Here is a 19,474-nt window from a genome sequence, read left to right on the forward strand (position 1 = left end):
CGGGGACCGGGGCCGCCATGCCAGGCATTGAGGAAGCGCTCGGCTTCCCTGACGGCTGCGCGTGCTCGTTCCTCGTCGGGCACGCCCGCAGGTTCTCACGAATGGCCGAAGGTCACATCCGGGAGCAGCCGGTCGAGCCACCGCGGCAGCGCCCACGCATGGCGACCCATCACGCGGAGCAGCACGGGCATCAGGACGAGCCTGATCAGCATCGCGTCGAGCAGGACGGCGACGCCGAGGATGACGCCCATCTCCTTCGGGGGTATCGGCCCCGACAGCGCGAAGGTGAGAAAGACCGCGACCATCACCGCGGCCGCGGCGAAGATCGTGCGGCCCGAGTGCGCGACGCCGCCGACCATCGCCTCTCGCGGGTCGTGCGAGCGGTCCCAGTGCTCCTTCGCCGACGAGAGCAGGAACACGGTGTAGTCCATCGAGATCGCGAAGATCATCGCGAAGAAGAACACGGGCCCCCAGGCGTTCAGGAAGCCCTGCGACTCGAAGCCGAGGAGCCCCTCCAGGTGGCCGTCCTGGAAGATCAGGACGCCGACGCCGAACGCCGCCGCCGTGGCGAGGAGGTTGGTCACGACGCCGGCGAGCGCGATCAGCGGCGCCTGGAGCGCCACGAGCAGGAGCAGGAAGCCGAGGCCGAGGACGACGAGGAACACGGGGACGGTCTTCGCCGCCAGCGCCGCCTCGAGGTCGTGGTTCTCGGCGGCGGCTCCGCCGACGAGGGCCTCCGCGGGAAGCGCGGCGCGCAGGCGGTCGATGGTCGCGCCGACGGACGGATCGGACGGATCGGCCGCGGGAACGGCCAACACGAGCGCCTCGTTGCCGGAACGCTGCGCCGGGGCCACCGCGACGACGCCGGGATCCGCCTTCAGCACGTCCTCGACGTGGGTGGCGTGGCCGGCAGGGGCGACGACCTGCAGCGTTCCGGGCGCGCCCGGCCCGAACGCCTGCTGCACCTGCTGGTAGCCGACGCGCGAGCCGTCGCTCTTGGGGACGACCTTGATCGACGGCATGCCCGTGTCGAGCCGCAGGATGGGCACCGCGAGGAGCAGCAGGATCGCCAGGGCCGGGACGCCGAAGAGCACGGGCCGGCGCCAGAGCCGCTCGCCCCAGCGCGCGAAGCGCGGCGAGCGGTGTTCGCCCGAGTGCACCCACGGCAGCGCCAGCTTGTCGACGCGATCGCCGAGCCAGGCGAGGACAGCGGGCAGCAGCGTGAGCGTCGCGAGGAGGATGAAAGCGACGGAGAGCATGATTCCGAGCGCCATCGAGCGGAACGCCGGGCTCGGGACGAGCATCACTGCCGAGAGCGAGACCAGGACTGTGACGCCCGAGAAGAGCACGGCTTTCCCGGCCGTGTCCATCGTGATCCCCACCGCGTCGCGCGTGCTGACCGCGGAGCCGAAGTGGGTGCCGCGGAACCGGGCGACGACGAACAGCGCGTAGTCGATCCCGAGCGCGAGCGCGAACATCAGCGCGAAGTTCATCGACCAGATCGACACGTCGAAGAGGTGCGTGATCAGGAAGAGGCTGCCCGCCGACGCCATCAGGCCGAGGATCGTGAGGAGGAGCGGCAGGCCGGCGGCGACGAGGGAGCCGAAGGCGAGCACGAGGATCGCCATCGTCACGGGCCAGGAAATGACCTCCGACTTCATCATCGCGCTCTTGTTCGCCTCGTTGAAGTCCGACCACATGCCCGGCGCGCCGGTGAGGCTGACGGTCGTCGAGCCGCTCGAGAGGTCGGCGAGCTGCCCCTTGAGGTCGTCGGCGGCGCGCACCATCTCGGTCGCGCTCGCTGCGGCGCCGCCGCTCAACAGCACGGTGCGGCCGTCCTGCGAGACCTGGGGCGGTGCGACGGTCGACACGCGGGAATCGGACTGGAGGATGCGGGTGGCCTCGGCCACGGTCGCGTCGAGGTTGCCGGTTCCGTGGACGGCCACCATGAGCGCGTAGCCGCCCTGCCCCGCGAACGAGGCATCGATCGCCTCGCGCGCGGCCGCGGACTCCGAGCCGGAGGCCTCCCAGCCGGCGCCCGAGAGCGCGTGCTCGGCCTTCGGCGCCAGCGCGCCGAGCCCCACCGCGACGACCGCCCAGGCGATCACGACGATCCGGGCGTGTCCAGCCGTCCAGCGGCCGAGGCGTCCGATCGGGCCTACGGGCATGCCTTCAGCCTCGCCCGTCTTGCTTCCGGGCGTGCCTTCGGCCTCGCCCGTCTTCCTCACGTCTTGAATGGTGCTCACGGCTGAATCTCCCCGCGAAAGCAGGGCGTCCGCCCGAGGACGATCGACGCCGGGCAGGCGCCGACCAGCGCGAAGAGCCACTGGTTCGCGGCGACGAAGACGCCGAGCAGCAGGAACCACGGGCTCACCGTCACGCCGAGTACGACCGCGAGGAGCGTCATCGTCCCGGCGAGCGCGAACAGGACGCGGGTGAGCGACAGGTGCGAGCAGCTCATCGCAACGACCCCCCGACGAGCGCGGCAAGGTCGGAGAACTGCCGCTGGAGGCCGCCGCAGACCTGCTCGCAGAGGCCGAGAACGCTCTCGTCCGCGATCGCGTAGATGGTGTGCGTCCCCTGCTTGCGGCGGGAGAGGATCCCGGCCTCGTGGAGGACACCGAGGTGCTTGGAGACGTTCTGCTGCGACGTGCCGAGGCTCTCGGTCAGCTCGGCGACCGTCGCGTCGCCGTCGCGCAGACGGTCGAGGATCTTGATCCGCATCGGTTCGCCGATCACGCGAAAGCGCCGCGCGATCAGCTCGACGATCGGCTCGGGCAGAGGGTGGGGCAGAGGCATGGAAGAGGACTCCCTTGGAGTGAGGACGTCAATTCACGCGGAAGACTACTTCACAACCAAGTAATTGTCAAAGGGCCAATAGCTTGCTCCGCGGTGAAGCCATCGCGTCGACCCGGTGGCCCTCCGGCTACGTCAGTAGTCGGAGCGCTCGATCAGCTCGATGCGATAGCCGTCCGGGTCGCGGACGAAGCAGAGCAGCGAGCCGCCCTCGCGGACGGAGTACGGCGGGCGCTCGGGCTCGATGCCCTTCTCGGCGAGCGCGGCGAGGGTCTCGTCCATCGACTCGATCGTCAGCGCGATGTGGCCGTAGGCGGTGCCGAGCTCGTACGAGTCGACGCCGAAGTTGTAGGTGAGCTCGAGCTCGGGCTGCGGCTTTCCGGGGACGCCCAGGAAGTAGTTCATCGCCTCGTCGCGGATCGGCAGCTCGCGTCGCTTCTCCAGGCCGAGCGCCTCGTAGAACGCGATCGACCGCTCTGGGTCGGTGATGCGGTAGCACGTGTGGATCAGCTCCATGTCGCGAGCCTACCGCCGTGGCCCATCCGGAGGACGCAGGTGTACGGAAAGCCGTACCCGGCAGTCCCGAAGCCGGTTGCTACGGTCGGACGAGATGACCGCCGGACGCGTGAATCCGTGGCTCGTGCTCGTCCTCGTCTGTCTCGCGCAGTTCATGGTCGTGCTCGACGCGACGATCGTGAACGTCGCGCTGCCGTCGATCCAGGCCGATCTCGGGATCTCCGAGTCGAGCCTGCAGTGGATCGTCAACGCGTACGCGCTCCTGTTCGGCGGCTTCCTGCTCCTCGGCGGCCGCGCGGGCGACCTGATCGGCCGCAAGCGCGTCTTCCTCGCGGGGCTCGTGGTCTTCACGTCCGCGTCGCTGCTCTGCGCGGTGGCGAGCGGCGAGACGATGCTGATCCTCGCGCGCGGACTGCAGGGCCTGGGCGCGGCGCTCGTCTCGCCCGCCGCGCTCTCGATCGTGACGACGACGTTCAGGGAGGGCCCCGAGCGGACGAAGGCGCTCGGCGTCTGGGCGGCGATCGCGGTCGGCGGGGGCGCAGTCGGCCTCGTGCTCGGCGGGTTCCTCGTCGAGGTGCTCTCCTGGCCGTGGATCTTCTTCGTCAACGTTCCGGTCGGGATCGTCGCCTTCGTCCTCTCGATGCGGCTCGTCCCCGAATCGAAGGACGAGCACGCGCACAGGAGTTTCGACATCGCCGGCGCAGCGACCGTCACCGGCGGCCTGATCGCGCTCGTCTACGGGATCGTCCGCTCGGCCGAGTCCGGTTGGGGCTCGGCGGAGGTGCTCGGCTTCCTCGCCCTCTCCGCCGTGTTGCTCGTCGCGTTCGTCCTGATCGAGCGCCGCTCCGTCGAGCCGCTCGTCCGCCTCTCGATCTTCTCCGTGAAGACCGTTCGCGGCGCGAACGTCGCGATGTTCATCGTCGCCGCGGGCCTCTTCTCGATGTTCTTCTTCAACACGCTGTACGTCCAGCGCGTCCTCGGCTTCTCGCCGCTCGAGGCGGGGTTCGCGTTCGTGCCGTTCACGGCCGGCGTGATCGTCGGCGCCGGTCTCTCGCAGAAGCTCGTCCCGGCGCTCGGCGCGCGCGAGGTGCCCCTGATCGGCCTCGGGCTCGGCGCTCTCGGGCTGCTGACCTTCCTCCGCCTGACACCGGACGGCTCGTACGTGCCGGATCTGCTGCCAGGGATACTGCTGACCTCGGTCGGCATGGGGCTCGTGTTCGTTCCCATCACCCTGATCGCGACGAGCGGCGTCCCGAACGACGACGCGGGCCTGGTCTCGGGGCTCTTCAACACGTCGCAGCAGATCGGCGGCGCGCTCGGTCTCGCGCTCTTGTCGACCCTCGCCACGAACAGGACCGCGGACGAGCTCTCCTCTCTCGGACGTGCGCCGACGCAGGCCGACCAGGCCGAGGCGCTCGTCTCGGGCTTCCACGTCGCATGGGCGCTCTCGGCGACGTTCCTCGCCGTCGCCGCCGTGCTCCTCGCGGTGCTCCTGCGGCGCCGGGACGTGATCGCGGTGTCCGAGGGCGAGGCCGCCCCCGTCGTCGCGTAGAGCCGACGCGATCCCGCCCGGGCGGATAATGGGCTGCATCGCCGACCGGCGACGCACGCATGGAGCCCATAGACGCACTCGAGCGCGGCCGAGCGTCCTACGCCGCCAGGTCGTGGGGGGACGCGTACAACGCTCTCGGACAGGCCGAGGGGGAAAGGCTGCTCGATCCCCCCGACCTCGAGCTCCTGGCCACGGCCGCCTACATGCTCGGGAGGGACGACGAATGGATGGCCGTGCTGGAGCGAGCCCACCGCCGGTACGCGGACGCCGGCAACAGGAGCCGCGCCGCGTATTGCGCGGGCTGGATCGGCGTCAACCACATGCTCCGCGGCGAGCTCGGGCCGGCCACGGGCTGGCTCGGACGCGCCCAGCGCCTGCTGGAGAACGAGGGGGACTGCGTCGAGCGCGGCTACGCTCTGATCCCGGACGTCTTCCGGAATGCCGCCGCGGGGGACTGGGAGGCGGCGGCGACGTCGGCGGGCGAGGCGGCCGTCATCGGGGCGCGCTTCGGCGACGCCGACCTCTTCGCTCTCGCGACGCATGCGCAGGGCCAGATGTTGGCGACGGGCGGACGGGTCGCCGAGGGCCTCGCCCTCCTCGACGAGGCCATGGTGGCGCTGACGACGAGCGAGCTCACGCCCATCGTCTCGGGCCTCGTCTACTGCGGCGTGATCCTCGCGTGCCAGGAGGTCTACGAGGTGCGCCGTGCCCGAGAGTGGACGACGGCCTTGAGCCGGTGGTGCGACGGCCAGTCGGACCTCGTCGCGTTCACCGGACGTTGCCTCGTCCACCGGGCCGAGATCCTGCAGCTCGCGGGCGACTGGAACGACGCGCTGCTCGAAGCCAGGCGCGCCGGCGAGCGGCTCGCGGCCGGCTTCAACCAGGCCGCGGCCGCGGACGCCCTCTACCGGCAGGCCGAGCTCCATCGCCTCCGCGGTGAGCTGCCCGAGGCCGAGCTCGGCTACCAGGAGGCGAGTCGCCTCGGGCTCGAGCCGCAACCGGGCCTCGCGCTGTTGCGCCTCTCCCAGGGGCGCGGCGAGACGGCGGCGGCGACGATCCACCGCGTGCTCGGTGAGACCACCGTGCCGCACCGACGCGCGGGTCTGCTGGCGGCGGCCGTCGAGATCCTCCTGGCGATGGGGCAAGTCGATGCCGCGGCGCGCGCCTGCGCCGAGCTCGAAGGGCTCGCCGCCGAGATCGGCAGCGAGCTGCTCCGGGGAACCGCGTCGCACGCGCGGGGCGCCGTCGAGCTCGCCGAGAGCAAGCCGGCCCGCGCGCTCGTGTCGCTCCGGCGGGCCCTGGAGACCTGGCACGCGCTCGGCGCGCCGTACGAGGAGGCGCGCTCGCGCGAGCTCGTGGGCCGCGCCTGTGGCGCCCAGGGGGACGACGACTCGGCCACCCTCGAGCTCACCGCCGCGCGGAGGGCTTACGAGGAGCTGGGCGCTGCGCACGACCTCGGGAGACTCGACCGTTCGGGCGCTGACGCGCGGCTCTCCACCGCGCACGGTCTGAGCCCGCGGGAGCTCGAGGTCCTGCGGCTCGTGGCCTCCGGCAAGACGAACAAGGCGATCGCCGAGCAGCTCGTCCTGAGTGCGCGCACGGTCGACCGCCACGTGAGCAACATCTTCGCGAAGCTCGACGTCTCCTCCCGCGCCGCCGCGACGGCGTACGCGTACGAGCACGACCTCGTCTGAGAATGGGTCGAATCACCCATCGCGACCGCCGTACGAGGTTGGGTGCTTCGACCGAAGACGCACCGACGGCGCCGTCCTAGCCTCGACTCGAACACCGCCATTCGAAGAGGAGGCGAACCATGCCGAAGGTGTCGAAGGAGACGGCGACCGGGAAGATGTCGCTCGAAGGGCTCGAGGTGTGGCAGGAGCACTTCGACGGGGGCTACTCGGTCTGCTTCGAGTCGCACACGGCGGACGCAGATCTGGCTCCGCTGTTCCGCGGGCTCCCCGACGACCGCTGCCAGGTCCCTCGGCTCGGCTACGTGGTCGCGGGGGCGATGACGTTCCGCTTCGCCGATCACGAGGAGACCTACGAGGCGGGTGAGGCGTACTACGTCCCGCCGGGACACACGCCGATCCACCACGCCGGCGCCGAGATCGTGGAGTTCAGCCCGACGGAGGAGCTCATGGGGACGATCGCCGTGGTCATGGGCAACCTGGACGCCGCAGGCGCGTCCGCCCCGGCCGAGGTGGCACGGTGACGTCCGGAACGGCGACGCGGCGCGTGAGCGGCCTCGATTGGAGGATCGAGGCCGCTCACGGAGCGCTGCTCGAGCGGCTGGCGCCCGGAACCAGCTCTCGCCGCCTGCGGTGGTCGCGGGGGAAGACGCGGGTGCTCGAGGTCGGGGACGGTCCGCCGCTCGTGCTCGTCCACGGTGCCTTCGACAACGCCGCCCTCTGGGCGCCGATCCTCGCCGCGCTCGCCAAGAGTCATCGCGTCCTCGCCGTCGACCTCCCCGGACACGGCCTCGCCGACCCGTTCGACTACGAGGCCGTGGATCTCGCCACGGTCTCGGCCACGTTCCTCGGCGACGTCCTGGACGGGCTCGAGCTCGACCAGGTCGACCTCGTCGGCTGCTCGCTCGGGGGGTTCGTGACGACGGTGTTCGCGCTCGGCGCGCCAGAGCGTGTCAGGCGACTCGTGCTGGTCGGAGCCCCGCTCGGCGTGACGCGCGACGTCCCGACCCCGCTCCGGGTGCTCGGGTTGGCCGTCAAGCTGCCCGTCGCCGGGCGGGCGCTCGGACGGCTCGCATTGGGGCGGCCGACCCGCGAGAAGATGCGGACGCTCATGGGGCAGATCGCGGTCGCGCATCCCGAGGCACTCGACGACGAGATGCTCGACGCGGACGTTCTGTGCCAGCTCCGCAATCGCGATGTCCACCTCGGCGTGCTGCGGTCGTTCGGGACCTGGCGCGGGATGCGCCTCAGGCGGGAGCTCTGCCTCGGCGAGCGCTGGGCGGAGCTCACCGTGCCCACGGTGTTCCTCCGGCCCGAGCGCGACGTGTTCGTCTCCGCGCCGGTCGAGACGGCGTGGGCCGGAATCGTCGAGCGGAACACCGGCATCCGGGTCGTCCATGTGGCGGACGCAGGCCACCTCGCATGGCTCGACGCGCCCGAGGAGGTCGCCCGCGGGATCGAGAACGCGCTTGCTCCGGACGCCGTCGTCGTTGCCTGACCGAGATCAGCGCCCGCGGCTCAGATCCCGCGGTCGGCCCACTTCAGCCACGAGGCGAGGGCGAAGGGGAGGCTTCCGAGCATCGCGATGATCCCGAGCACGACGTGCCCGGTGGAGAAGAAGACGATGCCGAGCACGATCGCCGCTGCGAACACGCCCAGCGCTACGAGGAATCCCATGTGCCTCTCCTTCGACGGTGTGGGTGCGGAGGAGCCTACTCCGCATCTGGGACGATGACGGCATGCGGCTCCCGCCCTTCCGGATCGAGCGCTGGTACGAGCGGTTCGAGTTCACCACCGAGCTCATGCTCTCGTCGAGCGACTGCGAGACGATCTCCGTCGGAGAGCTCCTCGCGCTCGAGCCCGACGCGGGCGAGCGGCTCCTCGCGCTGCGCCTCGGCTACACCGAGGTGCCCGGCTCGGAGGAGCTCCGCTCCGCCATCGCGGGGTTGTACGACGAAACCGGGCCCGAGGCGGTCGTCGCGCTCGCGGCCGCCGAGGAGGGAGTCTTCGCCGTCGAGACCGCGCTCCTCGGCCCGGGCGACCACGCGGTCGTCGAGACACCGTGCTACGAGTCGGCGCTCGCGGTCGCGCGGTCGACCGGGGCGGACGTCTCCACGTGGGAGCGGCGATACGAGGACGGCTGGAGGCACGACCTCGACGAGCTCGAGCGGCTGCTCCGGCCCGACACACGGCTCGTCTACGTCAACACGCCCCACAACCCCACCGGGCAATCCATGCCGCGTGACGTGCTCGAGCGGGTCGTCGAGCTCTGCGCCGAGCGCGGCGCCGTTCTCTTCTGCGACGAGGTGTACCGCGAGCTGGAGCACGATCCGGCCCTACGGCTTCCGGCAGCGTGCGACCTGTACGAGCGGGCCGTCTCGCTCGGGAGCGTCTCGAAGACCTACGGGCTGCCGGGGCTGCGGACGGGGTGGATCGCCTGCCGGGATGCCGCGCTCCGCGACGCGGTGGTCGCCGCGAAGCTCTACACGACGATCTGCTCGAGCGCGCCGAGCGAGCTCCTGGCAGCGGTTGCGCTCCGGAACCGCGCCGGGATCGTCGAGCGGAACCGCACGCTCGTGCTCCGGAACCTCGAGCTCGCGGACGCCTTTGTCGAGCGACATGCGGGCGTTGTCGACTGGGTGCCGCCGGATGCGTCGCCGATCGGCTTTCCTCGGCTTCGCGTCGGGGACACGCGGGCGTTCTGCGAGCGGCTCGCCCTGGAGGCGGGCGTCCTGCTCCTGCCCGGCGACGTCTACGACGAGCCCGGCCACGTGCGGCTCGGGCTCGGGCGCGTCGGCGCCGCGGAGGCGTTCGAGCGGCTGCGCGCGTTCCTCGCCGCGGCCTGACCGCGCCTACGCCTCGCGCACGTCCTCCTCGACGAGCCCGAAGAGGACGCCGTCGACCCACTCGTCGTCGCGCCAGTAAGCCTTGCGGCGGACGCCCTCGCGGATCCACCCGGAGCGCTCGGCGTGACTCAGCGCTCGCTCGTTGAAGCCGTAGACCTCCATCTGCAGGCGGTGAAAGCCGAGGCCGAAGAGGTGCGCGTGGAGTGCCCGCGCCGCGTCGACCGACAGCCCTCTGCCGCGGTGCTCCGGGTCGATCACGAAGCCGCCCACCGACGCGATGCGTGAGCGACGGTTGACCCGCTCCCACGTGGCGGTGCCGACCCACCGGCCGTCGACCTCGAACACGACCACGCCGTATCCGTCCGGGTCGTCGTGCGCTCGTGCGATCTCGGCGGCGACCGCCTCGTCGCTCGACGGCCGGATGGAGGCGAGAAAGGGGGCGACATCGGCGTGGCGGAAGAGCGCCCCGAGGTAGGGCGCATCGGCCTGCGTGGCGGCGCGGACGACGACGGAAGCGGTCATCCGGTGCTCGCCTCGACGCGCTCGGCTCGTGGCGAGCGCCGCAGCCGCGAGCCCGACCCGAGGGCGACGCCGCCCAGGATCAGCGCGAGCCCGGCGAGCACCGAGACGGTGATCGGCTCGTCGAGCAGCGCGGCGCCGTAGACGAGGGCGAATGCCGGCATCAGGTACGTGACGAGGCTCATGCGCCGGCCTCCGTAGAGCCGGATCGTCCGGTAGAGAACGAGCTGCGCGAGCGCGGTCCCGAGGAGCGCCAGCGCGAGGAGCGAGAGGATCGCGTCCGTGTCGGGCATCGCCGTCGGCCGCTGGACGACGGCGAACGGCAGCAGCGACACCGCCGCGGCGATCATCGCGCCCGTCGCGAGCACGGGCCCGGGGGTGCTGCTCACGCTTCGCTGCCCGATCACGGCCCCGCTCGCGTAGGCGAGCGACGCCAGCACGACGGCGAGCGTCCCGGCGACCGCCCACCAGCTGCCGCCCGGACCGCCGCCGGCGAGCACCGTGACGCCCACCAGGCCGAGGCCGAAGCCGGTCAGCTGCGGGCGCGAGAGCGGCTCGTGCGGGAGGAAGCGCAGGCCGAGAAGGACGGTGAAGAGCGGCACCGTCGACTGCGCGACCGCTGCGATCCCGGAGTCGACGTGCTTCTCGCCCCACGCCACCAACCAAAACGGAAGAGCGTTCGCGACGACGCCGAGGACGACCCAGCGTCTCCACGAGGCGCGCAGCTCCGCGACGGCGCGCCGCGCGCCCATCGTCCTCGCGAGGAAGCCGAACAGCACGAGCGCCGCGATGGCTGCACGGGCCCCCATCAGCGGCGACGGCTCGAGCCCGCCCTCGACCGCGACCTTGATGAAGAGGTACGACGCGCCCCAGACGGCGGCGAGGACGAGGATCAGCGTCCAGTACCGGTTCACGCGGCCACGCTACCGGCGGCGTAGTCGCCCGCCGGTCGCGAGGGCCGTGCCCCCGAGGATCAGCGCGAGGCCCGCGAGCGCCGACGGCGTGACCGCCTCGCCGAGGATCAGCCAGCCGTACACGAGCGCGAAGGCGGGCACGAGGTACGTGACGAGGATCGCCCGTGAGGCCCCGGCGCGGACGATCAGCGCGAAGTAGAGGAGGTAGGCGACGCCGGTGCCGAGCACTCCGAGCACGAGAACGGCGCCGACGACCTTCGCGGACGGCGTCTCCGCGGGCCACTGCACCAGAGCCGCCGGCAGCGTGAGCAGCGCGCCGACGCTCAGCTGCCCGATCGACACGTCGAGCGGCGAGAACGACCGGATCGCGCGACCCGCATAGAGCACCGAGACCGCGTAGCAGAGGGCAGTGCCCACGACCGCGACCGCGCCGAGCAGCTCTGCTCCCTCCTGTAGCCCGACCAGCAGCGCGACGCCGACGAAGCCGAGGCCGACGCCGGCGAGCCGGAGCCCGGTCACCCGTTGCGAGGGATCGATGCGGATGGCGAGCAGCACCGTGAAGATCGGCGCGGCCGCCTGGATCACCGCCGCGAGGCCGGAGTCGATCCGGGTCTCCGCAAAGCTGAGCAGCCAGTACGGCAGCGCGTTGTTGAGCGCGCCGAGGACGGCGATCGGCACGAGCATCGCCCGGAGCCCCGACAAGCCGCCTCGCGCCAGCGCGACGGGAAGCAGCACCAGCGCGCCGACGAGAAGCCGTCCGCAGACCACGACCGCGGGCTCGAGCTCCTCGACGCCGACCTTGATGAAGAGGAACGACGACCCCCAGATCGCCGACAGCGCGACGAGAAGGCCGAGGTCGCGCCGGGACATGGCGCGACGCTACCGACCAAGGGGACTGGCCCCGGAGGGGCCTGTGCCCCGTGAGGCGTTGCCAGGGCGGGAGCGTCGCAGGGGACAGACCCCTGGGGGCAGACCCCTGGGAACAGACCCCGCCGACCCCGCGGCTAGACTGGCCGTCTGAGCCCGGTCGCGGAACAGCCGCTCCATCGACAGCTCGGCCTCACGGACGGGGAGCTCGCCCACATCGTCTCGCTGATGGGGCGCGAGCCGAACCACTTCGAGCTCGCGGTCTTCTCGCTCCTCTGGTCGGAGCACTGCGGCTACAAGCACTCCGCGCTCCTGCTCCGCCGTCTGCCGAGCGAGGGGGACCGCGTGCTCCAGGGACCCGGCGAGAACGCAGGCGTCGTCGATCTGGGCGACGGCCTCGCGGTCGCGTTCAAGGTCGAGAGTCACAACCACCCGTCCGCCGTGGAGCCCTTCCAGGGCGCGGCGACCGGGGTCGGGGGCATCCTGCGCGACATCTCCGCGATGGGCGCGCGGCCCGTCGCGCTGCTCGACGGCCTGCGCTTCGGCGCCCACGACGACCAGTTCTCTCGCGCCGTCGGCGGGATCGGGCACTACGGCAACTGCGTCGGCGTCCCGACCGTCGGTGGCGAGACGGTGTTCGACGACGCCTACGCCTCGAACTGCCTCGTCAACGCGATGTGCGTGGGTCTGCTGCCGAGCGAGCGGCTCACCCGCGCGAAGGCGACGACGGCCGGAGCGCTCGTCGTGCTCTACGGCGCGACGACGGGACGCGACGGGATCGGCGGCGCGTCGGTGCTCGCGAGCGCCGAGCTGGGCGAGGACGACCCCGACAAGCGGCCTTCCGTCCAGGTCGGCGACCCGTTCACCGGGAAGCGGCTGATCGAGGTCTCGGCGGAGCTCGTCGAACGCGGCCTGGTGCTCTCGCTCCAGGACTGCGGGGCCGCGGGCCTCGCCTCGTCTCTCTCGGAGATGGCGGCGGACTTCGGGATCGACGTCCACCTCGACCGCGTTCCTCGACGCGAGGAGGGGATGGAGCCGTGGGAGGTGATGATCTCCGAGTCGCAGGAGCGGATGGTCGCGATCGTCGCCCCCGAGCGGCTCGCGGACGTCGAGGCGGTGATCGACCGGTGGGAGCTCCACCGGGCCGTGATCGGCCAGGTGACCGAGACGGGCGTCCTACGCGCCCTTTGGGAGGGAGACGAGGTCGGCGTGATCGAGGCAACGCTCCTCACGGAGCGATGCCCGAGGTACGCCGTCGACAGGGAGCCGCGCATCCCGCCCCCCGAGACGCCGGCAAACGTCCCTCCGGTGCGCGAGGCGGTGCTCGAGCTGCTCGCTTCGCCTGCCCTGCGCTCGCGAGCCTCTGTGACGCGCCGCTACGACCAGCTCGTCCAGTCGCGCACCGTTCGCCGGCCGGGCCTCGACGCGGCCGTGCTGCGGCTGCGCCCGGAGTGGCGCGGGCTCGCCGTCACCCTGGACGGCCAGGGCCGCGTCGGGATGCTCGACCCGCGTATCGCCGGTCAGCTCGCGATCCTCGATGCGGCGCGCAACGTCGCGTGCGCGGGCGGTGAGCCGCTCGCGTTCACGGACTGCCTCAACTTTGGCAACCCGGAGAAGGCGGAGATCGGCTGGGAGCTGACGGAGACGATCGAGGGGATGGCCCTCGCCTGCGAGGCCCTCGGCGTCCCGGTCGTCTCCGGCAACGTCTCGCTCTACAACGACACGGACGGCTGTTCGATCCCGCCGACGCCGGTCGTCGGCTGCGTCGGGCTGGTACCCGACGTGCGGCGGGTCCCGGGCGGCTGGAACGAAGGCGATGCGATCCTTCTCGCGCGCTCGCGCTCGCCGCTCACGCTCGCAGGCTCGGAGGCACAGGCGCGGTGGGGCGCGCTCGGCGGCTCCCCGTCGCTCGATCTTCCGTCCGAGGCGGCGCTCGTCCGTCACGCGTTCGGCGCCGCGCAGCACGCTTCGCTCGTCCACGACGTCGCCGAGGGCGGGCTCGCGATCGCGCTCGCCGAGGCTGCGCTCTGGAGCGGCTGCGGGGCCGAGCTCGAGCTCGGCGACGACCCGCTGACGCTCTTCGGCGAGATCGGCGGTCAGGTGATCGTCGCGGTCCCGTCCCGACAGGTCGAGCCCGATCCCACCGGCGGCGAGATCGAGGTCCGGCGGATCGGCACGGCGGGCGGCGCGAGACTGCTCGGGATCCCGCTCGCCGAGCTCCGGCACGCCTACGAGGGTGGCGCCTGATGTGCGGCGTCTTCGGCGTCCACTCGGCCGACCGGGACGTCGCGCGGCTCACGTACTTCGGCCTCTTCGCCCTCCAGCACCGCGGCCAGGAGTCCGCGGGCATCGCCGTCTCCGAGGGCGGGCGCGTGACGGCCGTCCGCGACATGGGGCTCGTCGCGCAGGTGTTCGACGAGGAGAAACTCGCCGCCCTCCCGGGCGAGGTCGCGATCGGGCACACGCGCTACTCGACGACGGGCGGCGCGCACTGGTCGAACGCGCAGCCGCTCGTGCACCACGGCGCTGCGCGCACGGTCGCGCTCGCGCACAACGGGAACCTCGTGACTCCGGGGCCGCTCCGGGACGAGTTGCTCGCGGCCGGCGTGCGGATCGCGTCCACCTCGGACACGGAGGTGATCGCAGGGTTGCTCGGTCGCGACCCCGCGCCGTTGCCCGAGGCGGTGGCCGCCACGATGGCGCGGCTCGACGGCGCGTACTCGATCGTCGCGATCGTCGGAGGCACGCTCGTCGCCTTCCGCGACCCGCTGGGCATCCGCCCGCTCACGCTCGGGCGGATCGGCGACGACTGGGTGGTCGCCTCGGAGACGTGCGCGCTCGACCTGATCGGTGCCGACGTCGTCCGAGACGTGCTCCCGGGCGAGGTCGTGTGGGTCGACGACGAGGGCTGCCACTCGGCACAGGCGGTGCCGCGCGGGCGAAGCGCGGCGTGCATCTTCGAGCACGTCTACTTCGCCCGGCCGGATTCGTCGCTCGGCGGCACGGGGGTGCACGCGGCTCGCGTGCGCATGGGCGAGCGGCTCGCAGAGGAGGCGCCGGTCGACGCGGACCTCGTCATGCCGATCCCCGACTCCGGCACGCCGGCTGCGATCGGCTTCGCGAAGCGCTCGCGGATCCCGTACGAGGAGGGCTTGATCAAGAATCGCTACGTCGGCCGCACGTTCATCGAGCCGGATCAGGAGCTGCGCCGCCAGGGGATAAGGCTCAAGTTCAACCCGCTCGACGAGATCGCCGGGCGCCGGCTCGTGATCGTCGACGACTCGATCGTGCGCGGCAACACGATGCGCGCGCTCGTGCAGATGCTCGACGACGCCGGCGCGGCCGAGGTGCATGTGCGGATCTCGTCGCCGCCCGTCGTCTCACCGTGCTTCTACGGCATCGACATGGCCGACGAGGACGAGCTCGCCGCTGCGCACCGCTCGGTCGAGGAGATGCGCGAGCACGTCGGCGCCACGAGCCTCCACTACCTCTCCCTCGACGGCATGCAGTGGGCGACGCGCCTCCCGGAGGAGGAGGTCTGCCGGGCCTGCTTCACGCGGAGCTACCCGACGCGCGTCCCGGCCGGGCGCCTGGCCGCGAAGCACCGCTTCGAGGCGACCGCGTCGCGCTAGCCGAACGCGACGACCAGCCGGCGGATGCGGCCGTCGGCGACGACGAGACGCATCTCACCGGAGCGCGCGCCGCCGTCCGCCGACCACGAGAACGGCTCGACGACGGTGCCGTCCTTCTCGACGCGAACGTCCAGCACCGTCATCGTGTCCGTCGGTGACTGCTCCGCATAGGCGGCTGCGATCGCGTCGCGTCCGACGAACGGCCCGACCGGCACGTCCGCGAACTCGAGCGTCGCATGGTCTGCGAAGAGGGCGACCAGCGGGGCGAAGTCGCCGCTCCGGACGGCGGCGTTGAACGTCTCGACGTGCCGCTCGAGGAACGCGGAGAGCGACTCACCCATGCGAGGCACGCTATCCCGGGACGCCCTTCCGGGCGGTCGACTACGCTCGCGTCGTGCCGTCAGAGGACCAGACATACGCCTTCGCGGGGGTCTCGCTCGCGACGGCCGAGGCCGTCGTCGACCGGCTGCGGTCGGCCGTCGACTCGACGCGGACGCCGGCCGTCGTCGGCAGCTTCGGCGCGTTCGCCGGGCTCTTCGCCATCGACGACGAGCGGCTGCTCGTCGCGTCGACCGACTCCGTCGGCTCCAAGCTCGTGCTCGCCCGGCGCGCCGGGAAGCTCCGCTGGTGCGGGGCGGACCTCGCCGCGCACGGGATCAACGACGTCCTGACGACCGGCGCAGAGCCGCTCTTCTTCCTCGATTACGTCGCCGCCAACAGCATTGACCCGGAGCAGGTGGCGGAGCTCGTCGAGGGCGCCGCCGACGTCTGCCGTGCCGCGGGCTGCGCGATCCTCGGCGGCGAGACCGCGGAGCTTCCCGGGATCTACCGCGAGGACGAGGTCGACTTCTGCGGGACGGTCGTCGGCGTCGTCGCCCGTGACGAGCTCATCGACGGATCGCGCGCGGCGCCCGGCGACGTCGTCCTCGGGCTGCCCTCCGCGGGCATCCACGCGAACGGCTTCTCGCTCGTCCGCCGCATCGTCGGCGACGACCCGTTCGACGCCGAGCTGCTGCTCCCGCCGACGCGCTGCTACCTCGGCGACGTCCGCGCGCTCCGCGTGCGCGCCGACGTCCGCGCGCTCGCACACGTCACCGGCGGCGGGATCGCGGGCAACCTCGCGCGCGTCCTCCCGGACGGGGTCGGGGCCGTCGTCGACCCGGTCGCCTGGGAGCGCCCGCAGGTGTTCCGGTGGCTCGCGGAGCACGGCGTCGCCGAAGACGAGCTGCGCCGCGTCTTCAACCTCGGGATCGGCTACTGCGCCGTCGTCCCGCCCGGTGACGCGCATCCCGCCGACCTCGTGATCGGGCGGCTGGAATCCGGCGTCGACGGCGTGGAGTGGAGCGGCGCGTGATCGGCGTGCTCGTCAGCGGCGAAGGGACGAACCTGCAGGCGCTCGTCGACGCAGGCCTCCCGATCGTCGCCGTCGCGTCGAACCGGCCCGGCGTCCCGGCGCTCGCGCGCGCCGAGGCGGTGGGGATCCCGACCGCGGTGTTCGACGCCGACGCGTTCGCGAGCCGGGACGACCGAGATGAGGCGCTCGCGCTCTGGCTCCGCGAGCGCGGCGTCGAGCTCGCCGTCCTGGCGGGCTACATGCACCTGCTGCGGCCGCGATTCTTCGAGGTCTTCGGACGGCGGGTCGTCAACACGCACTCCGCGCCGCTCCCCGCCTTCCCCGGCGCCCACCCGATCGAGGACGTGCTCGCCGCGGGCGTGCCAGAGACCGCCGCGACCGTGCACTGGGTCGACGAGGGAATGGACTCGGGGCCGGTGATCCGCGTCGTCCCCGTCCCGGTCGAGCCGGGCGACACGCCGGCGACGCTGCGTGCCCGCGTCCAGGCGGCCGAGCATCGGCTCCTCCCCGAGGTGGTCAGGGAGCTGATCGCGGCGTGAGCATCCGCCGTGCGCTCATCTCGGCGTACGACAAGACGGGCGTGGCCGCCTTCGCGCGCGAGCTGACCTCGCTCGGCGTCGAGGTGCTCGCGTCGAGCGGCACGGCGAAGGTGCTCGTCGACGAGCGAGTGCCCGTGACGCCGCTCGAGGAGCTGACCGGCTTCGGCGACCTGCTGGGACACCGCGTCGTGACGCTGCACCCGGCCGTGCACGGCGGCATCCTCGCGCGCCGCGACGTCCCTGACGACCTCGCCCAGCTCGAGGCGCACGGCATCGCGCCGATCGATCTCGTCTGCGTCAACCTGTATCCGTTCGAGCGGACGGTCGGCCGCCTCGACGTCGCGTGGGAGGAGGCGATCGAGCAGATCGACATCGGCGGCCCGGCGCTTCTCCGGGCGGCGGCGAAGAACCACGCGCACGTCGTGCCGATCTGCCGGCCGGAGGACTATGGCCCGGTTGTCGAGGAGTTCCGCCAGCGGGCGGAGATCTCGCCGGAGACCCGTCGGGCGCTCGCTGCGCGCGCGTTCCAGCGGACTGCCGCCTACGACGCCGCGGTCGCGGGCTGGCTCGGGCGCGACGACGCGTTCCCCGAGACGTACCTCCCGGTGTTCGAGCGCTACATGGATCTCTCGTACGGCGAGAATCCGCACCAGCGCGCGGCCTACTACGCCCAGAAGGGCGCTCGTACGCACCTCCTCGCACGCGTCGAGCAGCTCCAGGGCCGGCCGCTGTCGTTCAACAACCTCGGCGACCTGTCGGCGGCGCGGCTCCTGCTGCTCGAGCTCGAAGGCCCTGCCGCCGTGATCGTCAAGCACGGCAACCCGTGCGGCGTGGGCCTCGCGGAGACGATCGACGAGGCCTATGCGAAGGCGCTCGCGGGCGACCCCGTTTCGGCCTACGGCGGCGTCGTCGTCCTCAACCGGCCCGTCGGGGCGGCCCTCGGCAAGGCGATCGCCCGCCAGTTCGTCGAGGTCGTGTTCGCACCCGGCTATGACGACGCCGCCCTCCACGAGCTTTCCGCGCGCGACAAGGCCCGGGTGCTCGTCGACGGGGAGCGCCGCGCCTTCGTGACGACCGAGCGCGATCTCCGGCGCGTCCTCGGCGGGCTGCTCCTGCAGGACCGCGACGCCGACGGCGACCCGCTCGACGCGATGGACGTCGCCTGCGGCGACCCGGACACGGCGACGTGGGAGGAGCTGCTCTTCGCGTGGACCGTCGCGAAGCACGTCACGTCGAACGCGATCGTCCTCGGCCGCGGCGGGCAGACGCTCGGGATCGGCGCGGGGCAGATGAGCCGCGTCGACGCTGTGCGCATCGCCGTCGAGAAGGCGCGGCAGCTCGGTCACTCGCTCGAGGGAGCCGTGCTCGCCTCCGATGCCTTCTTCCCCTTCGCGGACGGCCCGCGGCTGGCGCTCGAAGCCGGCGTCGCGGCGATCATCCAGCCCGGCGGCTCGAAGCGCGACGCCGAGGTGCTCGCTGCGGTGCGCGACGCCGGCGCCACGATGGTCCTCACCGGTCGCCGGCATTTCCGGCACTAGCTCGTTCGCGGAAGCCTCCGCTTTCGCGCTCGGGGGGATGTCACGGTCTGGACCCCGGTCCAGACGTCGGGCGAGGAGGACCTGGCCCCGAGGTGTCGTCGCGCCATGGTAGGGTGCCGCCGTCGTTGACACCGACGGCGCGCCCCCTCGGGGCCCGATTCGACGCCGTCCCGTGCTCCGCCTCTTCTGCCGATGCCCCGCTGGCTCGTCATACCCGTGCTCCTGTGTGCGCTCACGGCGGCGTTTCCGGGCGGCACGGCCAACGCACAGGACGGGCCGCCCGCTCTTCCAGGCATCGTCGCGAGCCCGGCCAGGTTCGTCCCGCCGCCGCCGCCCGCCGCGCCGACGCTTGCGGAGCGCGCGGTGAAGCTCGCGCGGGCGCAACTCGGCGTGCCGTACGTCTGGGGCGGCGCCTCGCCGGCCGGCTTCGACTGCTCGGGGCTCGTCTCCTGGGTCTACGGGCAGCTCGGCATCAGCCTTCCGCACAACGCGGCGGCGCTCTACGGCGTCGGACGGCCGGTGCCGGTCTCCGCAATGCGCCCGGGGGACCTCGTCTTCTTCGGCGGGCTCGGGCACGTCGGGCTCTACGTCGGCAACGGCCGGATGATCCATGCGCCGCAGTCCGGTAGGGACGTCGAGATCGAGGCGCTCGACGCGCGCTCGTATCCACCCGTCGGCGCCCGTCGCATCACGCCGCTCTGAACTCCATC

The 19,474-nt window shown here is 72.2% G+C and carries 20 protein-coding genes; 11 read left to right on the plus strand and 9 right to left on the minus strand.

All coding sequences use genetic code 11. The features are described 5' to 3' along the window. Positions 1-95: 95 nt before the first annotated feature. The 4 genes from VNM44_RS16000 to VNM44_RS16015 all read right to left on the minus strand — a co-directional run bounded on the left by VNM44_RS16000 (position 96) and on the right by VNM44_RS16015 (position 3,312). Positions 96-2,168 carry an MMPL family transporter gene (locus VNM44_RS16000; RefSeq protein ID WP_349258058.1) on the minus strand — a complete coding sequence of 691 codons (2,073 nt, stop codon included), beginning with the start codon at positions 2,166-2,168 and terminating at the stop codon, positions 96-98. Positions 2,169-2,242: 74 nt separating this feature from the next. Next, on the minus strand, positions 2,243-2,461 hold the full coding sequence (locus tag VNM44_RS16005; protein WP_325627110.1) for a hypothetical protein: 219 nt from the start codon (positions 2,459-2,461) through the stop codon (positions 2,243-2,245). Beyond that, positions 2,458-2,799, minus strand: a complete 342-nt coding sequence (locus VNM44_RS16010; protein ID WP_325627112.1) for a metalloregulator ArsR/SmtB family transcription factor — start codon at positions 2,797-2,799, stop codon at positions 2,458-2,460. The genes VNM44_RS16005 and VNM44_RS16010 overlap by 4 nt, the downstream gene beginning before the upstream one ends. Positions 2,800-2,931: 132 nt before the next feature. Beyond that, positions 2,932-3,312 (minus strand): VOC family protein, encoded by a 381-nt coding sequence (locus VNM44_RS16015; RefSeq protein ID WP_325627114.1) that lies wholly within the window; start codon positions 3,310-3,312, stop codon positions 2,932-2,934. Between the two features lie 94 nt (positions 3,313-3,406). On the opposite strand from VNM44_RS16015, the gene VNM44_RS16020 reads away from it, so the two are divergent. The 4 genes from VNM44_RS16020 (at position 3,407) to VNM44_RS16035 (ending at position 8,053) form a co-directional block, all read left to right on the plus strand. Further along, positions 3,407-4,864: an MFS transporter gene (locus VNM44_RS16020; protein WP_325627116.1), complete on the plus strand. Its 1,458-nt coding sequence runs from the start codon at positions 3,407-3,409 to the stop codon at positions 4,862-4,864. A gap of 59 nt (positions 4,865-4,923) precedes the next feature. Further along, complete coding sequence (locus VNM44_RS16025; protein ID WP_325627118.1) at positions 4,924-6,558, plus strand: LuxR C-terminal-related transcriptional regulator; 1,635 nt, start codon at positions 4,924-4,926, stop codon at positions 6,556-6,558. A gap of 119 nt (positions 6,559-6,677) precedes the next feature. Continuing rightward, entirely contained in the window at positions 6,678-7,079 is a 402-nt protein-coding gene (locus VNM44_RS16030; RefSeq protein ID WP_325627120.1) for a hypothetical protein, read from the plus strand. Then, positions 7,076-8,053, plus strand: a complete 978-nt coding sequence (locus VNM44_RS16035) for an alpha/beta hydrolase (protein WP_325627122.1) — start codon at positions 7,076-7,078, stop codon at positions 8,051-8,053. Before VNM44_RS16030 ends, VNM44_RS16035 begins: the two co-directional genes overlap by 4 nt. Positions 8,054-8,073: 20 nt before the next feature. Here the strand turns inward: VNM44_RS16035 and VNM44_RS16040 are convergent, their stop codons facing one another. Continuing rightward, positions 8,074-8,232 carry a hypothetical protein gene (locus VNM44_RS16040; protein WP_325627124.1) on the minus strand — a complete coding sequence of 53 codons (159 nt, stop codon included), beginning with the start codon at positions 8,230-8,232 and terminating at the stop codon, positions 8,074-8,076. Between the two features lie 62 nt (positions 8,233-8,294). Here VNM44_RS16040 and VNM44_RS16045 point away from each other — a divergent pair, with 62 nt between their 5' ends. After that, positions 8,295-9,401 carry an aminotransferase class I/II-fold pyridoxal phosphate-dependent enzyme gene (locus VNM44_RS16045; protein WP_325627128.1) on the plus strand — a complete coding sequence of 369 codons (1,107 nt, stop codon included), beginning with the start codon at positions 8,295-8,297 and terminating at the stop codon, positions 9,399-9,401. 6 nt (positions 9,402-9,407) lie between these two features. Here VNM44_RS16045 and VNM44_RS16050 read toward each other — a convergent pair whose 3' ends face one another. Genes VNM44_RS16050 through VNM44_RS16060 form a run of 3 tightly spaced genes read right to left on the minus strand, consistent with a single transcriptional unit; the run spans position 9,408 to position 11,704 of the window. Continuing rightward, the gene (locus VNM44_RS16050; protein WP_325627130.1) at positions 9,408-9,923 is read right to left on the minus strand and encodes a GNAT family protein; all 516 of its coding nucleotides are present in this window, start codon (positions 9,921-9,923) and stop codon (positions 9,408-9,410) included. Then, a complete protein-coding gene (locus tag VNM44_RS16055) occupies positions 9,920-10,834 on the minus strand; it encodes a DMT family transporter (RefSeq protein ID WP_325627132.1) in 915 nt (304 codons plus the stop codon). Before VNM44_RS16055 ends, VNM44_RS16050 begins: the two co-directional genes overlap by 4 nt. 9 nt (positions 10,835-10,843) lie before the next feature. Next, positions 10,844-11,704 carry a DMT family transporter gene (locus tag VNM44_RS16060; RefSeq protein WP_325627134.1) on the minus strand — a complete coding sequence of 287 codons (861 nt, stop codon included), beginning with the start codon at positions 11,702-11,704 and terminating at the stop codon, positions 10,844-10,846. Positions 11,705-11,851: 147 nt separating this feature from the next. On the opposite strand from VNM44_RS16060, the gene purL reads away from it, so the two are divergent. Both purL and purF read left to right on the plus strand, forming a co-directional pair. Then, positions 11,852-13,948 (plus strand): phosphoribosylformylglycinamidine synthase subunit PurL, encoded by a 2,097-nt coding sequence (gene purL, locus VNM44_RS16065; RefSeq protein ID WP_325627148.1) that lies wholly within the window; start codon positions 11,852-11,854, stop codon positions 13,946-13,948. Beyond that, the gene (purF, locus tag VNM44_RS16070; RefSeq protein WP_325627136.1) at positions 13,948-15,333 is read left to right on the plus strand and encodes an amidophosphoribosyltransferase; all 1,386 of its coding nucleotides are present in this window, start codon (positions 13,948-13,950) and stop codon (positions 15,331-15,333) included. Before purL ends, purF begins: the two co-directional genes overlap by 1 nt. On the opposite strand, the gene VNM44_RS16075 is transcribed toward purF, so the two are convergent. Then, a complete protein-coding gene (locus VNM44_RS16075) occupies positions 15,330-15,674 on the minus strand; it encodes a nuclear transport factor 2 family protein (protein ID WP_325627138.1) in 345 nt (114 codons plus the stop codon). The genes purF and VNM44_RS16075 overlap by 4 nt on opposite strands. Positions 15,675-15,727: 53 nt before the next feature. On the opposite strand from VNM44_RS16075, the gene purM reads away from it, so the two are divergent. The 4 genes from purM to VNM44_RS16095 all read left to right on the plus strand — a co-directional run bounded on the left by purM (position 15,728) and on the right by VNM44_RS16095 (position 19,466). After that, the gene (gene purM / locus VNM44_RS16080) at positions 15,728-16,687 is read left to right on the plus strand and encodes a phosphoribosylformylglycinamidine cyclo-ligase (protein WP_325627140.1); all 960 of its coding nucleotides are present in this window, start codon (positions 15,728-15,730) and stop codon (positions 16,685-16,687) included. Continuing rightward, on the plus strand, positions 16,684-17,226 hold the full coding sequence (gene purN / locus VNM44_RS16085) for a phosphoribosylglycinamide formyltransferase (protein ID WP_325627142.1): 543 nt from the start codon (positions 16,684-16,686) through the stop codon (positions 17,224-17,226). The genes purM and purN overlap by 4 nt, the downstream gene beginning before the upstream one ends. Continuing rightward, entirely contained in the window at positions 17,223-18,764 is a 1,542-nt protein-coding gene (purH, locus tag VNM44_RS16090) for a bifunctional phosphoribosylaminoimidazolecarboxamide formyltransferase/IMP cyclohydrolase (protein WP_325627144.1), read from the plus strand. The genes purN and purH overlap by 4 nt, the downstream gene beginning before the upstream one ends. A 192-nt stretch (positions 18,765-18,956) precedes the next feature. Beyond that, complete coding sequence (locus tag VNM44_RS16095; RefSeq protein ID WP_325627146.1) at positions 18,957-19,466, plus strand: C40 family peptidase; 510 nt, start codon at positions 18,957-18,959, stop codon at positions 19,464-19,466. The last annotated feature ends 8 nt before the right edge of the window (positions 19,467-19,474 follow it).

The sequence above is a fragment of the Gaiella sp. genome, from assembly GCF_035558935.1.
In the GTDB taxonomy this organism is placed as follows: Bacteria; Actinomycetota; Thermoleophilia; order Gaiellales; family Gaiellaceae; genus Gaiella.

Excerpts from the sequence above, each read along its gene's own strand:
- VNM44_RS16040 (WP_325627124.1), bottom strand. The coding sequence starts at position 8,232 with ATGGGATTCCTCGTAGCGCTGGGCGTGTTCGCAGCGGCGATCGTGCTC.
- VNM44_RS16045 (WP_325627128.1), top strand. The coding sequence starts at position 8,295 with ATGCGGCTCCCGCCCTTCCGGATCGAGCGCTGGTACGAGCGGTTCGAG.
- VNM44_RS16095 (WP_325627146.1), top strand. The coding sequence starts at position 18,957 with ATGCCCCGCTGGCTCGTCATACCCGTGCTCCTGTGTGCGCTCACGGCG.
- VNM44_RS16060 (WP_325627134.1), bottom strand. The coding sequence starts at position 11,704 with ATGTCCCGGCGCGACCTCGGCCTTCTCGTCGCGCTGTCGGCGATCTGG.
- VNM44_RS16005 (WP_325627110.1), bottom strand. The coding sequence starts at position 2,461 with ATGAGCTGCTCGCACCTGTCGCTCACCCGCGTCCTGTTCGCGCTCGCC.
- purF (WP_325627136.1), top strand. The coding sequence starts at position 13,948 with ATGTGCGGCGTCTTCGGCGTCCACTCGGCCGACCGGGACGTCGCGCGG.
- VNM44_RS16075 (WP_325627138.1), bottom strand. The coding sequence starts at position 15,674 with ATGGGTGAGTCGCTCTCCGCGTTCCTCGAGCGGCACGTCGAGACGTTC.
- VNM44_RS16010 (WP_325627112.1), bottom strand. The coding sequence starts at position 2,799 with ATGCCTCTGCCCCACCCTCTGCCCGAGCCGATCGTCGAGCTGATCGCG.
- VNM44_RS16000 (WP_349258058.1), bottom strand. The coding sequence starts at position 2,168 with ATGCCCGTAGGCCCGATCGGACGCCTCGGCCGCTGGACGGCTGGACAC.
- VNM44_RS16050 (WP_325627130.1), bottom strand. The coding sequence starts at position 9,923 with ATGACCGCTTCCGTCGTCGTCCGCGCCGCCACGCAGGCCGATGCGCCC.
- VNM44_RS16030 (WP_325627120.1), top strand. The coding sequence starts at position 6,678 with ATGCCGAAGGTGTCGAAGGAGACGGCGACCGGGAAGATGTCGCTCGAA.
- VNM44_RS16015 (WP_325627114.1), bottom strand. The coding sequence starts at position 3,312 with ATGGAGCTGATCCACACGTGCTACCGCATCACCGACCCAGAGCGGTCG.
- VNM44_RS16025 (WP_325627118.1), top strand. The coding sequence starts at position 4,924 with ATGGAGCCCATAGACGCACTCGAGCGCGGCCGAGCGTCCTACGCCGCC.
- VNM44_RS16020 (WP_325627116.1), top strand. The coding sequence starts at position 3,407 with ATGACCGCCGGACGCGTGAATCCGTGGCTCGTGCTCGTCCTCGTCTGT.